Source organism: Gemmatimonadaceae bacterium, from assembly GCA_020852815.1.
Taxonomy (GTDB): Bacteria; Gemmatimonadota; Gemmatimonadetes; order Gemmatimonadales; family Gemmatimonadaceae; genus SCN-70-22.
Genome location: JADZAN010000047.1, coordinates 56,872 through 72,397, shown reverse-complemented (window position 1 = coordinate 72,397; position 15,526 = coordinate 56,872). Strand labels below are relative to the sequence as shown.

Here is a 15,526-nt window from a genome sequence, read left to right as displayed (position 1 = left end):
GTGGCAACGGTCAAGGCGGCGCGGTCCGTGGACCGCACCGCCGCACGTTACCCCCGTCCTCCTATCTTGAGTTTGGCAACCTCGTCGCGCGCGTACACGACGGCGTCCACCTCGCGCCCGAGCGCAATCGCCTTCTCGGCGACGGAGGTGATGGTCTGGTAGTTCTGCGGCCCGTTCCGCAGGCGCACCACCTCGAGGCGCATGTTCTGGAGCGCGACCTGGCAGCTCTCCAGTTTCTCCCGCGCGGCGGCGAGGCGCCCCCCCAGGTCGGCGACGGCGCGCCGCTGGCGCTTGAGGTACGCCAGCCGGCGCACGCGCTCCTCACTGGCGCGCGTATCCAGCGGGTTCGCCTCTCCCTCGAGGCGCGCAATCTCGGCGTCGAGCTGCGCCGACGACTCCGCGGGGACGTTGCGTTCGAGCTCCGCCACCTGCAACGACAGCGCCTCGATCTTCTGGTACAGCGCGATGGCCGACTGCGGCACGTCGCCCAGGAGCGAGCGCTCCTTCTTGGGGAGCGTCTCGATGAGGCGGAGGATCTCCTCCCGGTTGCGCCGTGCGTCCTGCACGGTGCGCGCGCTCGACGCCGACAGCGCGGCCAGGTCGTTAGGCGACCGCCCCGCCGCAACCGGCACCGGCGAGTCGGCGCGTTCGAACAGCGCGGAGCCCACGCCCTCGCGCAGGCGCTTGCGCTCGCGCATCTCCGAACGCTTGGCCGGATCCCACAGCGCCTTCACGTTGTCGCCCCACTCGGCCACCACGTCGAAGAAGAGACGATCCCTGGGCTCCTTGAGGATGTCGCGCCAGTCGTAGCCATCGGACCACAGCTGCGCGTACTTCCACGCCATGTAGATCGAGTACATCCCCCACAGCCCGGCGAAGTCGGGGCCGCCGAAGGCGGATACGACGATGCTCGCCCCGCCGGCGAACATCCACGGCGCGAGCTTGCGGCGGAACGCCTTCACGTTCGGGGCTCGCCAGCGCACCAGCTCTTCTTCGGTCGGCGCGCCAACCTCGATGTGTTGCGCCATCTGCCCCGGGCGCAGCGACGCCGCCTCGGTGGCCGAGCGCTGGGGGAGCGAGCCTAACGAGAGCGGCCCGCCGTTGCGCGGGACCGGGACGTCGCCGCTCTCCAGCGCCGCGACGAGCGACGCCGCGCTGGGGAAGCGGTTGTCGGGCTCCTTCTCCAGCATCATCATCACCGCGCGCCCCAGGTCGGCCGGGACATCGGGGCGCCGCTGCTGGATCGGAGTGGGGACCTCGGAGATGTGCTTGACGAGGAGCGCCGGCGTGCTCGAGGCGTTGAACGGGAGTTCGCCGGTGATCATCTGATACGCCACGACGCCAAGCGAATAGAGATCGCTGCGCCCGTCCACTTCGCGCTCGCCCATCGACTGCTCGGGCGACATGTAGGCCGGTGTCCCGATCGCCATGCCGGTCGCGGTGAGTCGCGCGTCGCCGTCGCTCACGGCGCGGGCAATCCCGAAATCGGTCACCATCACCCGCCCATCCTCGGCGCTCATGAGGATGTTGTCGGGCTTGATGTCGCGGTGCACGACGCCGCGCTCGTGCGCAAAGTCGAGCGCGCGAGCGACCTCGAGCAGGACGCGCCGCGCCTCGTCAAAGTCGAGTGCACCATGGTGATGGAGACGGGCGGCCAGGTTCTCGCCGTCCACATAGGCCATCACGAAGTAGACCAGCCCCTCGCGCTCGTCGACCGAGTAGATCGGGACGATGTGGGGGTGGCTGAGCTGTGCCGCGGTCTCGGCCTCGCGCAGGAAGCGCGTCCGGATCTCGGACCTGAAGGCGAGTTCCGGGGGGAGGAGCTTGACGGCCACCTGCCGTTTGAGTCGCCGGTCGCGCGCCAGGTAGACGATTCCCATCCCCCCGCGCCCGATCTCCCGGTCCAACTCGTAGTTCGCGCTCAGGACGCGTTCGACATGCGCGCGAAGCTCGGAGTCGGAGGACGAAACGATGGGGTCGGGCACTCGAGGGGGAGCAGTGGAATCTGAGGGCGAAACCAGCGTCGTAGTGTAGCATTGGACCGGAACAGCGTCTAGCGCGGGGACCGGCCGCAACGGCGCACTGCCGGAGCCACTACGTCAGAATGGCCCGCGAAAGTTGCAAACCCCGTCAGCGTGGCGTAATACGGTGAGCCCGGGGCGTGCACAGAGGGGGAGGAGCCGTCGTCGTGCGACTCGCGCCTCTCGGTGCAGGCCGGCAAGGTCCGGTACCGCTCGAGATCGCGTCGCCCGTCGATTCTCATTGCTCTCCCCTCGACCACTCGATTCTCCAGAGCCATGGCCCAGCGACAGACACTCCCCGTCCTCCCCTTGCGAGGGACGGTCACCTTTCCGGGACTCACTTCGCCCATCGCGGCGGGGCGCCCGGGAACGTTGCGCGCAATCGAAGCTGCGCTGAAGAGCGATCGGCTCGTCTTCGCCGTTGCCCAGCGTGACAACACCGACGAACCGTCGGCCGACATCCTCTACTCGATGGGGGTCATTGCCCGCATCGGGCAGATCCAGCGCGGCCTGGGGGGCGTGCAGCTCCTCCTCCAGGGCGAGCAGCGCGCCACGTCGCTGCAGTACGCGCTGAGCGACGGCTACCTGACCGCGGTCGTGATGCCGACCGAGGAGATGGCGCCGCTCAACGACCACGATCCCGCTTTCGAGGCGTTGCACAAGGAGACGCGCGAGCGCGCCCAGGAGCTGGGCGAGAAGCGCGGCCTCCCCGAGGAGGTGGTGCACCAGGTCCTCGACTCGGTCGATGAGCCCGGGCGCTTTGCCGACCTGGTGGCCGGCTACATCGAGCTGACAGTCCCCGAGAAGCAGGGGCTGCTCGAAACACTCAGCGTCGAGGAGCGCCTGCGGCGTGTCCTGGTGCACGTGCAGCGCCAGATCGGCATGCTCGAGGCACAGGAGGAGATCAAGTCGCAGGTCCAGGAGGAGCTGGGCGAGCGGCAGCGCGAGATGTTCCTGCGCGAGCAGCTCAAGGCGATCCAGAAGGAGCTGGGCGACGACGACCAGTCCAAGGAGATCCTCGAGCTTCGCGAGAAGCTGACCAAGCTGGAGCTGCCCAAGGACGCGCGCACCGAGGTGGAGCGCGAACTCGGGCGCCTGGAGCGCTCGGGGCGCGAGTCGATGGAAGCGCAGGTGATTCGCACGTACCTGGAGTGGATCGCCGAGCTGCCGTGGAACAAGCGCTCCGACGACCACCTCGACCTCAAGCGCGCGACCGACATCCTCGACGAGGATCACTACGGGCTGCAGGACGTGAAGGACCGCGTGCTGGAGTTCCTGGCCGTTAGGCAACTGCGCGCGCAGCAGATGGCGGAGGAGGTGGCGAAGACCGGCGAGTTCCCGATCGGGAAGCTCAAGGGGGGCGATGGCGACGTCGTGCCGGGCGGGAATGGCGAGGGCGACGAACGCGCCGTGATCACCGACGCCCGGGAGGCGAAGGCACGCGCCATGGCGCGCGGCCCGATCCTCCTCTTTACCGGTCCGCCGGGGGTGGGCAAGACGTCGATCGCGAAGTCGATCGCGCGGTCGCTGGGGCGCGAGTACGTGCGCGTGGCGTTAGGCGGGGCGCGCGACGAGGCCGACATCCGCGGGCACCGGCGCACCTACGTCGGCGCCATGCCCGGGCGCATCATCCAGGGGATGAAGCAGGCGCAATCGAAGAACCCGGTCTTCCTCCTGGACGAGGTGGACAAGCTCGGGCAGTCGTTCCAGGGCGATCCGTCGAGCGCATTGCTCGAGGTGCTCGACCCGGCGCAGAACGACTCGTTCACCGACCACTACCTGGGCGTCCCGTTCGACCTGAGCGAAGTCCTGTTCATCGCCACGGCGAACTTCATCCAGAACATTCCCGGGCCGCTCCTCGACCGCATGGAGGTGGTGGAGTTTGCGGGCTACACGGAGCGCGAGAAGGCGGAGATCGCGAAGAAGTACCTGATCCCGCGCCAGCTCGAGGAGTCGGGGCTGCAGGACAAGAAGGTGTCGTTTGCCGACGATGCCGTGATGTCGGTCGTGTCGAACTACACGCGGGAGAGCGGCGTGCGCCAGCTCGAGCGCGAGATCGGGCGCGTGTGCCGCAAGGTGGCGCGACAGCTGGCCACGGGCGACACGTCGACGCTGGATGACAGCACGATCGACGCGGCCGAGGTGCGCGAGTTGTTAGGCAGGCCCAAGGTGCACCCGGAGCGCGCGCAGGAGCAACACGAGGTGGGGATCGCCACGGGGATGTACTACACGCCAATGGGGGGCGACATCATGTTCGTGGAGGCGTCGATTCGCCGCAGCGAGGCGCGCGCCGCCACCGCCGACGAGCCCGGCGGGCGCCCGGGGCCCATCTCGCTCATCCTCACCGGACAGCTGGGCGACGTGATGAAGGAGAGCGCGCGCGCCGCCCTCACCTACGCCACGAACAACGCCGCATCGCTCGGGATCCCGGCCGAGCGGATGTCGGCGGCGAGCGAGGCGCACATCCACGTACCGGCAGGCGCAATTCCCAAGGACGGCCCCTCGGCCGGCCTGGCCATCGCCACGGCGCTGGTCTCCGAACTGTCGGGGCGCCCCGTGCGTCGCGACGTCGCCATGACCGGCGAGATCACGCTGCGTGGGCGCGCGCTCCCCATCGGCGGGCTCAAGGAGAAGGTGCTCGGCGCGCACCGCGCGGGGATCAAGCACATCATCATCCCCAGGCAGAACGCCGACGACCTAGAGGACGTGCCGGCCGAGGTGAAGCAGGAGCTGACCTTCCACCCGGTGGAGTCGCTGGCGGAGGTGCTGGCCATCGCGCTCGTCCCCGACGCGAACCGGTCGGAGGTGAAGGCCGCCTGACGTGTCGGCGAAGGCACGACGAGCAAAACGGGCGCCCGCGCGGGCGCCCGTTTCATTTGCAGGGGGATGCGGCGCGAGGCGACGCGCCAGCCGGGCTCGCCCCTGCGGAACTTCTGCCGCACGCCGCCCGTAGGGGCGAGACACCCGACGCGCCCGCCATGATCAGCTCCCTCAGCACCGCCCTCGCCGTCGCCCTCGACCAGTTGCGGGTGAACACGCTCCGCACGATCCTCTCCACGCTGGGGGTCATCATCGGCGTGGGATCGCTGGTGGCCGTCTTGTCGTTAGGCGACGGGTTGGAGCGGTTCTCGCGCAACGAAGTCGAACGGACCACCGACATCCAGTCCGTGTCGCTGTCGTCCCGCACGTCGGAGCGCGTCGATGGCGAGTGGGTGCCGGTGCGCGACTATCCCACGTTCACGCGCGACGACGCCGCGGCCATTGCGCGCGACGTGGAGTTCGTGAAGAACGTCTCGCTCGCCGTGACCTCGGTCATTCCCGTGGAATCGCCACGCAGCGGGGCGCGACGCGAGACGTCGGTGACATCGGCGATGGCCGGCGTGGACCAGTACGCCCACGCGGAGCTGGCCGCCGGCCGCTTCTTCACGCGCGTCGAGGACGAACGCGGCGCCCCCGTCGTCGTCCTCTCACACAAACTCGCGAGCGACCTCGCCGCGCCCCGCGCGCCGGCGCGGCTCCTTGGCGAGATGGTGCGCGTGAACGGGGCACCGCGTGAAGTCATCGGCATCGTCGCCAGCTACAAGGGAGAACGCGGCTGGGCCGCGACCGTCCCGTACTCGTCGGTGGGATTGCTCTCGATTCAGGGAGGGCGGCGACTCCTCCCGTCCATCGCCGTGCGTGCAACCCGCATCGAGGATGTCGATGCGCTCCGGCGATCGGTCGAGGATTGGCTGGGGCGTCGCTATGGAAGTCGATGGGAACGACGCGTGGAGGTGGTGACGATGGAGAAGCGACTGGAGCAGGCCACGCAGGGGGTGCGCATCTTCAAGTGGTTCATGGGTGCCATCGCCGCGATCTCGCTCCTGGTAGGCGGCATCGGGATCATGAACGTCATGCTCGCCTCGGTGACCGAGCGCACCCGCGAGATCGGCGTGCGCAAGGCGATCGGGGCGCGCCCGCGCGACGTCCTCCTGCAATTCCTCTCCGAGTCGGTGGCCATCTCCAGCGTGGGAAGCGCGATCGGTGTCGTGCTCGGCGCCGTGATTGCGTCGCTCGCCATCCTCATCATTCGCGACCAGACCGGGGCCACCGGGCTGGCGCCGAGTCTCTCGGCGTCATCGGTGTTGGTCGCAGCGGGATCGGCGGTCGCCATCGGCCTCGTCTTCGGAACGTATCCGGCGCGGCGCGCGGCGCGGCTGTCTCCCATCGACGCCATTCGCCACGAGTAGCGGCGCGGGGCGCGCCGCGAGGGGCGCGCTGGCCCGGCCCCAAGCGCACGTGAGGGTGCGGCCAACACAGCGGCGCGCGAGAGACAGTCCGGATGTCGGGCAATCCCCGATACAGGAGTAGTGGAGTCGTGCCGACACCATTGCCAGTACATCGTGTCCATCGGCTTCCAGTCCTTCGTCCGCTGACGACCATGAGCATCGCCCGCACGCAGATAGTCCCGTCGGGGCGCGCGCGCACTTTCGGTGAAGACGAGATCATCGTCTCGAAGACCGACCTGCAGGGGAAGATCACGTACGCCAACGACGTGTTCATTCGCGTGTCCGGCTATGAGGAGCACGAGCTGCTTGGTGCGCCGCACTCGATCATCCGTCATCCCGACATGCCACGCGCGGTGTTCAAGCTGCTGTGGGACACGCTGGGCGCCGGCCGTGAGGTCTTTGCCTACGTCAACAACATGGCGCGGAACGGGGACAACTACTGGGTCCTGGCGCACGTGACGCCGTCGTTCGACCGCAACGGGACGATTGTTGGATACCACTCCAACCGTCGCGTGCCGGAGCCGTCCAAGCTGGAGAAGGTGAAGCCGATCTACGGGGCGCTGCTCGACGCCGAGCGTCGCCACTCCGACCGCAAGGACGGCCTCGTGGCCTCGGTCGCCCTGCTCGAGGCCACGCTCGCCACGGCGGGTATCGCCTACGACGAGTGGGTCTGGTCGCTCTGAGTCTCGCCGTTCGTCTCGCATTCCCCGCCATTTCGCCCCTCCTGACAGGTCGCCATGTCTCGCACCTCCACCCCCCGCCGGGCCACCAAGCCGCTCGACCCCCAGCGCGCCGTTGACAGCCAGGGCGCGCGTCCCGCGCGACCGTCAGCGCTCGCGGTATCGGCGCTGCAGGACTCGCTCGAGTCCATTCGTCAGGAGCGGGACGAAGCCGTCGCCGAGCGCGATGCGTTGCGCGCTGAGCTGGCCGAGTATCGGGAAGGGATCGCCCGCATGACCGCGGTCTGCCGCGAGACCGCCGAGGGCGACCTCGAGCACCGTGTGCTGGGCATCCGGCGCGACGGCCCGTTAGGCGACCTGTCGCGCTCGATCAACCACCTGCTGGACCTCACGGACGCCTTTGTGCGCGAGGCCCGCGCCTCGCTGCAGCACGCCAGCGACGAGAAGTACTGGCGCCGGGTGCTGGAGCGCGGGCTGCTGGGCAACTATCGCATGGCGGCGCGACTGATCAACAGCGCCACCGACCAGATGGCGGCGAAGTCGCGGCAGCTGCGCGAGGCGGCAGCGGACCGTTTGCGCCTGGCGGATGAATTCGAGGCGGCCATCAAGGTGGTGGTGGACAACGTGGCCGCAGCGGCCACCGAGGCGCGCGCCACGGCCGAGTCGCTGTCGGGCACGGCGGAGCACACCTCGCAGCAGTCGGTCACGGTGGCCGCCGCTTCGGAGGAGGCCAGCCGCTCGATGGAGTCGGTGGCCGCCGCCGCCGAGGAGATCACGGCAACGGTCGGTCACATCGAGCAGCAGACGCGCGCCTCGCGGGACATGGCGCACGAGGCGGTTCGCGCCGCCGAGCACACGAACGAGATCGTCAACGGGCTCACGAAGGCGTCGGGGCAGATCACGCGCGTGGTCAAGCTCATCACCGACATCGCCAGCCAGACGCGACTCCTGTCGCTGAATGCCGCCATCGAGGCGGCGCGCGCGGGTGAGGTGGGGCGCGGCTTTGCCGTGGTCGCCGCCGAGGTGAAGAACCTCGCCAGCAAGACGGGCGATGCCACGAGCGAGATCGGCGCGCAGGTGATGGCCATCCAGCAGGCGAGCGAGCAGGCCGCGCAGGCCATTGGCGGGATCAGCGGCACCATCTCGCAGATGCACGAACTCACGAGCGCGGTGACCGACGCCGTTCACAACCAGCGCTTTGCCACGGACGAGATCAACCGCAACATCCACGAGGCGGCGCAGGGGACGCAGCAAGTCACGGGAAGCATCTCGCGCGTTTCGGAGTCGGTGAGCGAGACGAGCACCGCCGCCGGCCAGATGCTGCAGGCCTCGGACGAGCTCTCGCGCATGGCCGAGTTGCTGCGCAGCGAGGTGGATCGCTTCCTCAAGACGATTCGCACCGGCTGAGGCAGGCGTCAACGTCGGAACACCGCGCGTGGGCCAGCGCGCCGCACGCTGGAGCGCGCGGCGCGCTTGTTCTTCAGTGCACGATTGGCCCTAAGCGGAGGATGCGCCAGGCGTCCATGCGCAGGATGGGGGGCTCGGTGCCGGGAATGAAGTACTCGGCGTAGCGCCGGTCGGCCGGCGTATCGACGGTAGCGACCTGTCCGGTCACGCGGTCGAGTTCGGCCACCACGAGCCCCTCGGGGGGGAGCCAGGGTACGCCGCCCCGCCCAACGCCGGCCTGCTGCACGAGGCGCCCGAAGATGGGGGCAGCCAGCGAGCCCCCCGCGGCGCCGCGCGCGATCGGGGTCGGCTTGTCGAAGCCCAGCCAGACGCCGGCGACCAGGTCGGGCGTCATCCCGACAAACCAGACGTCGGCGTTGTCGTTGGTGGTCCCGGTCTTTCCCGCCACGGGCACCGACGACGGCACGAAGCGTCGCACCGACGTCGCCGTCCCCCGCTCGACGGCGTCGCGCATCATGTCGCGCACGATGAAGGCGACCTTGGGGTCCAGCGTCTGCTGCCCGGCGTTTGGGCGCTGCTGCCAGACGATCTTCCCGGTGCGGTCCTCGACGCGATCGATGAAGCGCGGCTCCACGCGCCGCCCCAGGTTGGCGAACGTCGCATAGGCGGCCACGAGGTCGAGCGGCTGCACGACCGACGCACCAATGGCGCTGGACGGATACGGCGCGATAAACGACGAAATGCCGAGTGAGCGTGCCATGGCGATCACCGAATCCATTCCCGCCTGCATCGCCAGCTGCACGGCGACCGGGTTGCGTGAGCGCGCCAGCGCCTCGCGCATGGTGAGCGCGCCGAGGAACTCGCCGTCGGCGTTCTCCGGCCGGTAGGGGGAGCGGTTGGGGAGCGGGATCGCCAGCGCGGTGTCGGCCACGATGGTGTTGGCGGGGAGCGAGTCGGCGATGGCGGTGGCGTAGACGACCGGCTTGAAGGCCGACCCCGGCTGCCGCATCCCGTTCACGGCGCGGTTGTACGGCGACTCGATGTAGTCGCGCCCGCCCACGAGCGCGCGCACGTCGCCGGTGAAGGGATCGAGCGCCACGACCGCGCCCTGCAGGTAGTCGGTGCTCCCCTTGGGCCGGTTGGCAAAGGTCGCGTGGCCGTAGCCCGGGCGCGACTCGACATCGGCCAACCCCTGGCGCAGCGCCTCGTCGGCCGCGCGCTGGATGACGGGATCGAGCGTCGTCGTGATGCGAAAGCCGCCGTCGGCCAGCTTGACGCCGGCACGCTCGGCCTGCACGCGCACCACATCCACCACGTAGGGGGCCGCGGCGTCGAGTCCCCCGTCGGGCGCGGTCACCACCGGCTCGCGCTGCGCAGCGTTTGCCTGCGCGGTGGTGATGTACTTCTGCTGCGCCATGAGCGAGAGCACGAGGTCACGGCGCGCGCGCGCACGATCGGGGTGGCGCACGGGATCGTACAGTGCAGGCCCCTTGGGGAGCGCGGCGAGCGTTGCCGCCTCGACCAGCGTGAGGCGCGCGGCCGGCTTTCCGAAGTAGTGACGCGCCGCCGACTCGATCCCGTAGTAGCGCGATCCGAAGTGGATGAAGTTGAGATACGCCTCGAGGATCTGCTCCTTCGAGTAGTGCCGCTCCATCTCCCGGGCCGCCGCCTGCTCGCGCAACTTCCGCATCGGCGTACGATCGGTCCGGTCGATGAGGTCGGGATGCATGTTGCCCACCAGCTGCTGCGTGATGGTGCTCGCGCCGCGCAGCCTTCCACCCAAGGCATCCTTGAGCGCCCCGGCCACGCCCACGAGATCCACTCCGTCGTGCTGGTAGAAACGCTGGTCCTCGACGGCCACGAAGGCCTGCGCCACGTAGCGCGGGAGCGTGCGCAGCGCCACCACCGTGCGCCACTGCCGCCCGATCTCCCCAATGAGCGAGCCGTCGCGCGCCAGCACCTGCGACGACTGCGGCATCGTCACGATCTGCCACGCCTCGCCCGTGGAGTTCTGCACGGCACCCCCCTGCTGCCCGCCCACCGACGCCAGCGGCCACGCCAGCGAGACGACGAGCGGCACGATGAGTCGAGCGCCGGCGCGCCTCATCGTCGCGCGGGCATGCATGACGAGCGGCAATGTGCGAAGGGTCGGGTTCACGGGAGCGAGGACGTGCATCACCGTCAATGGCGCGACTGGCAGGCGAGGGCGGGCGGAAGCTAATACCCCAGCGCGACCAGCTGTTTCGCCTCGTGCTCGGCTGTGCGGCAGGTCACCAGCGTTGCCCTACGCGCCGTTGGCCGCCAGCTTTCGCACCATGCCGCGCACCGTGACCATCGCCGTCGCCCAGTTGCACCCACGCAAGGGCGACTATCAGGGGAACCTCGAGCGCCTCGGCGCCCTGCTCGCCCAACTCGCCGACGCCGACGCGCGACCACAGGTGGTCCACTTCCCCGAGACCGTGCTGTCGGGCTACTTCGTGGAGGGCGGTGTTCGTGATGTGGCGGTGACGGCCGGGACGCTGGCGGCGGATCTCGACCGCGCGTACGGCGCCTCGGTGCGCGGCGCGCTTCGCATCATCGACGTGGTGGTGGGATTCTACGAGCGCTTTCGCGGCACGCTCTACAACTCGGCAGCATACATCCGGCTGGGGGAGGGGGCGCCGCGCGTCCTGCACGTGCACCGCAAGTCCTTCCTCCCGACCTACGGGCTGTTCGACGAGGAGCGATTCGTGGAGCGCGGGCACGAGATCCGCGCCTTCGATACGCCCTGGGGACGCGCGGCAATCCTCATTTGCGAAGACGCCTGGCATTCGCTGGCCGGCACCATCGTGGCCCTCGATGACGCCGAGGTGATCTTCGTGTCGGCGGCCGCGCCGGCGCGTGGCATCCACCCGCGCGACGATGGGCATCCCGGCCCGGCGACGGTGGCGCGGTGGGAGCGCCTCATTCGCGAGATCGCCGAGGAGCATGGCGTGTACGTATCGCTCGCCAACCTCGTGGGAAGCGAAGGGGGGAAGGTGTTCGCCGGCTGCTCGGCGGTGCTTGGTCCGGCCGGCGACCTGCGCGTGCGCGGCCCGGAGTGGGAGGAGGCGGTCCTTCTCACCTCGCTCGACCTGGGGGATATCGGGCGGGCGCGCGCCGACGCGCCGCTGCTGGCCGACCTGCGCACGGTGCTCCCGCACTTGCAGCGGTCGCTGGCGGCGGCGGAGCGCGGCGAGAGAGCGGCGCTGGCGGCGCACGAGAGGGATGAGGGGGGGCGCGGGGCCCCCCCCCCGACAACAAACATTCACCCCACCCCCACCCCCCACCCTCACCATTTCACCGCGGTCCGTATCATTTCCGCGGCAGAGTCGGCGCCCGCGCCCAGTTCCGCCTTCGGCGCTTCCGGCGCTTCCGCGCCCCCCGGCGCTTCCGCGCCCCCCGGCGCCGCCGCTCACCACGGCACAGGCGCGCATGTGGGTGGCGGCCCGCCACCACTCGCCATCAACGCCCCGCTGGTCGAGGCCTGGCTGACCCGCTTCATCCGCGACGAGATGGCGCGCCGCGGCTTCACCAAGGCGGTCGTCGGTGTCTCCGGCGGCGTCGATTCCGCCGTCACCGCCTTTCTGGCCGCCCGCGCGTTAGGCGCCGAGCACGTCCTCGGGCTCCGCCTCCCCTTCCGGACCTCGAGCCCGGAATCGCTGGAGCACGCACAACTCGTCGTCGACGCGCTCGGCATCCCGTCACGCACGCTCGACATCTCCGGCGCGGTAGACGGCTACCTGGCGCTCGAGCCCGACGCCGATGGCACGCGCCGCGGCAACGTGATGGCGCGCGTGCGCATGATCGCCCTCTTCGACCAGTCGGCGGCGTTGCGCGGCGTCCCGTTAGGCACGGGGAACAAGACCGAGCGCCTGTTTGGCTACTTCACCTGGCACGCCGACGACTCACCTCCCATCAACCCGCTCGGCGACCTGTTCAAGACGCAGGTCTGGGCCCTCGCGCGCCACCTCGGCGTCCCCGAGGTCATCATCAGCAAGCCCGCATCGGCCGACCTCATCACGGGGCAGACCGACGAGGGAGATTTCGGCATCAGTTACGCGCGCGCCGACGTGATCCTCAACTGGCTCGTTGCCGGTTACAGCGCGTCGGACCTCGTCGCGCGCGGCTTTGACGAAGTCGAGGTGGCACTCGTGCGCCGACGGCTCGATGGAACGCACTGGAAGCGGAAGCTCCCCACGGTCGCCATGCTCACGCAAACGGCGATTGGCGAGTCATACCTGCGCCCGGTCGACTACTGACGGCGTGCCGACCGGGAACCGCCACGTGACCTTCGTCCTCAAGCTCCGCGACGTCATCGTCGGCCGCTCCGACCTCGCCACGCGCGACGGCACGCACGGCACGATGCGCGGAACCTTCCGCCCCGGGCTCGGCTGGGAGCTCGTCGAGCCGATCTTCGCCCTCCTCCCCGTGGGCGATCACGGGGCCTCGGACGAGCAGCGCGAGCGCTACCGCAAGGCGCGCGACACGCTCGCCCTCGCGCTCTACGCCAGCGACGGTGCGCTGGTCGAGACGTCGCATATCGACATCATGAGCGACGTCGCATCGCCCACCGGACTTGTGCTCGCGGTGCGAGTGGTGGGCGACGCCTTGTTCACGCCCGGTCCGGCCAGCGCCTAACGCTTCGCGGTGAGCCCCTGCCCGGGCTTGAGCGTGATGCGCACCTCGGCGCGCCCCGCTGCTCGATCGGCCGGTGACTTGATCACGTCGACCGTGGCAATCGACGCCTGGTCCACCGGAAGCTTGTCCAGCATCCCGGGCGCGCCCTTCGCATCCGGCGTCGATAGCTGATCGCGGTACAGCTCCTTCCCGTCGCTGTCGCGGATGATCACGAGCATGTCGGTGGTCGGCGCTGTGGCCGTGCGCCTGAACGGCCCCGCCTCACGCTTCAGCACGACCTTGATCAATCCCCCGCGTGCTTCTGGCGGGAGCATCGCCCCCGACTTGATCACGTCGACCGAGGCGATCTGCTCGGCGGGAACCGGAATCGAGTCGAGGATCGTCTTGCCGTTCGCGTCGCGCGCCCCCAGCCGTCCGGAGAGCACGGTGTTTCCGTCGGCATCGTAGACGATCAGCAGCGGATCGTTGGCGTTGCCGTTGAGCGTGGGCGCGGGAACGCGCTCGCGGATCTCGGTGCCCAGTTGTCGCCGGGCCGAGTCGCTGGCGGTGGCGCTGGTTGCCGGGGAAGCGGTCGCCTTCCCATTGGAAACCGAGAACGATGGGACGGGGGCGACCGGTTCTGGGCGCCGCGTCTCGCACGCGGTCACGACGGCCGCGACGGCCACCAGTCCTAACGAGAGTTGGCGCATGGGAGCAAGTGAACGACGGGCATTGGACATGGCACGGATCCTCTTTTCGAGGGGAGAGGGGGCGGCGGCGAACGCCAGGTACGCCGCCAGCCGTGGCGGGCGTCGCGCGGCCGCGACCGTCAGGAGCAACTCGCCATAGGCGCGCACATCGCCGCCCGACGCCAGCACCCGCGCGTCGCAGTCGAGTTCGAGCGCCACTCGCAGGCGGCGCGCAATGAACCAGAGCGCGGGATTCCATGGCAGGAGCGCCACCGCGACGAGCGACGCCAGCAGCAGGTGCGGGTCGCCAGCGAGCACGTGCTCGCGTTCGTGGCGCACCAGCAGCGCGCGACGCGTGGGATCGAGCGACATCAGCGCCTCGGGCATGACGATGCGTGTCGCGCCGAAGCCGAGTGCACCGGGGCCCGTCTCGGCCGTGAGCGCGACGCGCGCGCCATCGACCATGGCGGAGCGAGCGCGCGCAGTGGAGCGCCAGAGCGCGATCGCGCTCGACGCCAGGGAGGCGAGGACGCCGAGTGAAGCCACGGCCCACGCCACGAGGAGCCAGCGGTCCCAATCGATCGTCGCCGCGGCGGGGAGGGCACCAGTGGCGGCGCCTCCAACTGCGGGGAGCAGCAACGCGCCCGAGGGGCCACCGCCAGCAGCAACGGGGCGAATCGCCACCGCCAGCGGGACGAGCAGCGCGGCGGCGAGCGCGGCCAGCCAGGCGGCTCGGCGAGGGAGTCCCCGCGCGGCGGCGAGCGGCTCCAGGGCCAGTGCCGCAGCCGTCGCGCATGCGCCAACCAGGATCGCATACGCCATCCATGCGCCGATCATCGGCCCCCCCCGCTGTCCTTCAGCCGCTCGTTGAGGACTCGCCGGAGCCGCTTGAGTTCGGCCTCGTCGACCTCCCGTTCGCCGACGAGTTGCGCCAGCAGGAGTTCGCGCGACCCACCGAAGATCTTGTCGACGATGCGCCCCAACGCGGAGCGCCCCGCCGCATCGCGCGCCACCTGCGCGGAGTAGCGATGCGCCTTCCCTTCGGGATCGTGCGTCACGTGCCCCTTCGATTCCAGCGTGCGCAGCACGGTGAGGACGGTGGTGTACGCGAGGTCATCGTCAAGGCTGTCGCGCACCTCGGCGACCGTGCTCGGCCCTCGGGCCCACAGCACGGCCATCACGTCCAGTTCGCGTCCCGTGAAGACGATCTCGTCCACGTCAGTCTCCTACTAGAAGTCTCGTAGAAAATGGCGCATGCCGGGCGGACTGTCAACTAGTTCTTTAGTTGTCGCTCAGTGGCGGGGCGGAGCGGCCGCTTGCGATGTATAGTTGTCGCGCGCCTCCCGCGCGCCGGAGCTGCAACCCTTCACGGGCACCGTCTTCATGATTCCTCGCCTTCGCCGTCTCGCCATCACGATCCTCGTTGTTGGCGCCGCCGCCGCCGTGAGCGCTGTTGGATCCATCGCGTCCGCGCAGGCGGCCGCGCCTCGCCGCATCGCTCCCGGGACTTATCAGGTCGTCGCCGACCAGAACTTCTCCGGCGGCATGGACGTCTCGGTGTTCACCGCCCGCTTCGAAGGCGACTCGATCATGGTGATCGAGCAAGGCGGGATGATGATGACGCGCTCGCGCATGGCCTACGAGGGCGAGCACCTGACGTGGAATGACCTGGAGGGGTCGCTCATGTGTCCAGGCACGGCGAAGTACAAGCTCACGATCTCCGACGATGGCAAGACGGTGCGCCTGGCCCCGGTGGAGGATGGCTGTGGCGAGCGATCGGCGATCATGGCGCAGGTGTCGTTCGTGCGCAAGGAATAGCCGAG

Annotated in this window: 11 protein-coding genes; 7 read left to right on the top strand and 4 right to left on the bottom strand. The window is 69.6% G+C overall.

Translation table 11 applies throughout. The features are described 5' to 3' along the window. Positions 1-47: 47 nt before the first annotated feature. Positions 48-1,985, bottom strand: coding sequence for a protein kinase (locus IT359_21505; GenBank protein ID MCC6931581.1), 1,938 nt, complete (start codon positions 1,983-1,985; stop codon positions 48-50). A gap of 312 nt (positions 1,986-2,297) precedes the next feature. Here IT359_21505 and lon point away from each other — a divergent pair, with 312 nt between their 5' ends. From lon to IT359_21485, 4 genes are all read left to right on the top strand, one after another. Further along, positions 2,298-4,841 carry an endopeptidase La gene (gene lon / locus IT359_21500; GenBank protein ID MCC6931580.1) on the top strand — a complete coding sequence of 848 codons (2,544 nt, stop codon included), beginning with the start codon at positions 2,298-2,300 and terminating at the stop codon, positions 4,839-4,841. Positions 4,842-4,999: 158 nt separating this feature from the next. After that, positions 5,000-6,250, top strand: coding sequence for an ABC transporter permease (locus IT359_21495; GenBank protein ID MCC6931579.1), 1,251 nt, complete (start codon positions 5,000-5,002; stop codon positions 6,248-6,250). Between the two features lie 191 nt (positions 6,251-6,441). Then, positions 6,442-6,972, top strand: coding sequence for a PAS domain-containing protein (locus tag IT359_21490; protein MCC6931578.1), 531 nt, complete (start codon positions 6,442-6,444; stop codon positions 6,970-6,972). Positions 6,973-7,026: 54 nt separating this feature from the next. Further along, the gene (locus IT359_21485) at positions 7,027-8,376 is read left to right on the top strand and encodes a methyl-accepting chemotaxis protein (protein ID MCC6931577.1); all 1,350 of its coding nucleotides are present in this window, start codon (positions 7,027-7,029) and stop codon (positions 8,374-8,376) included. A 73-nt stretch (positions 8,377-8,449) separates the two neighbouring features. Here IT359_21485 and IT359_21480 read toward each other — a convergent pair whose 3' ends face one another. After that, a complete protein-coding gene (locus IT359_21480) occupies positions 8,450-10,555 on the bottom strand; it encodes a PBP1A family penicillin-binding protein (protein MCC6931576.1) in 2,106 nt (701 codons plus the stop codon). 136 nt (positions 10,556-10,691) lie between these two features. Between IT359_21480 and IT359_21475 the strand changes: the two genes are divergently transcribed. Beyond that, positions 10,692-12,656, top strand: coding sequence for an NAD+ synthase (locus IT359_21475; GenBank protein ID MCC6931575.1), 1,965 nt, complete (start codon positions 10,692-10,694; stop codon positions 12,654-12,656). Positions 12,657-12,660: 4 nt separating this feature from the next. Continuing rightward, on the top strand, positions 12,661-13,035 hold the full coding sequence (locus tag IT359_21470; GenBank protein ID MCC6931574.1) for a hypothetical protein: 375 nt from the start codon (positions 12,661-12,663) through the stop codon (positions 13,033-13,035). On the opposite strand, the gene IT359_21465 is transcribed toward IT359_21470, so the two are convergent. Beyond that, a complete protein-coding gene (locus tag IT359_21465; GenBank protein MCC6931573.1) occupies positions 13,032-14,540 on the bottom strand; it encodes a M56 family metallopeptidase in 1,509 nt (502 codons plus the stop codon). The genes IT359_21470 and IT359_21465 overlap by 4 nt on opposite strands. After that, positions 14,537-14,920 (bottom strand): BlaI/MecI/CopY family transcriptional regulator, encoded by a 384-nt coding sequence (locus IT359_21460; GenBank protein MCC6931572.1) that lies wholly within the window; start codon positions 14,918-14,920, stop codon positions 14,537-14,539. The genes IT359_21465 and IT359_21460 overlap by 4 nt, the downstream gene beginning before the upstream one ends. A 112-nt stretch (positions 14,921-15,032) precedes the next feature. Between IT359_21460 and IT359_21455 the strand changes: the two genes are divergently transcribed. Then, complete coding sequence (locus tag IT359_21455; protein ID MCC6931571.1) at positions 15,033-15,521, top strand: hypothetical protein; 489 nt, start codon at positions 15,033-15,035, stop codon at positions 15,519-15,521. Positions 15,522-15,526 lie beyond the last annotated feature (5 nt).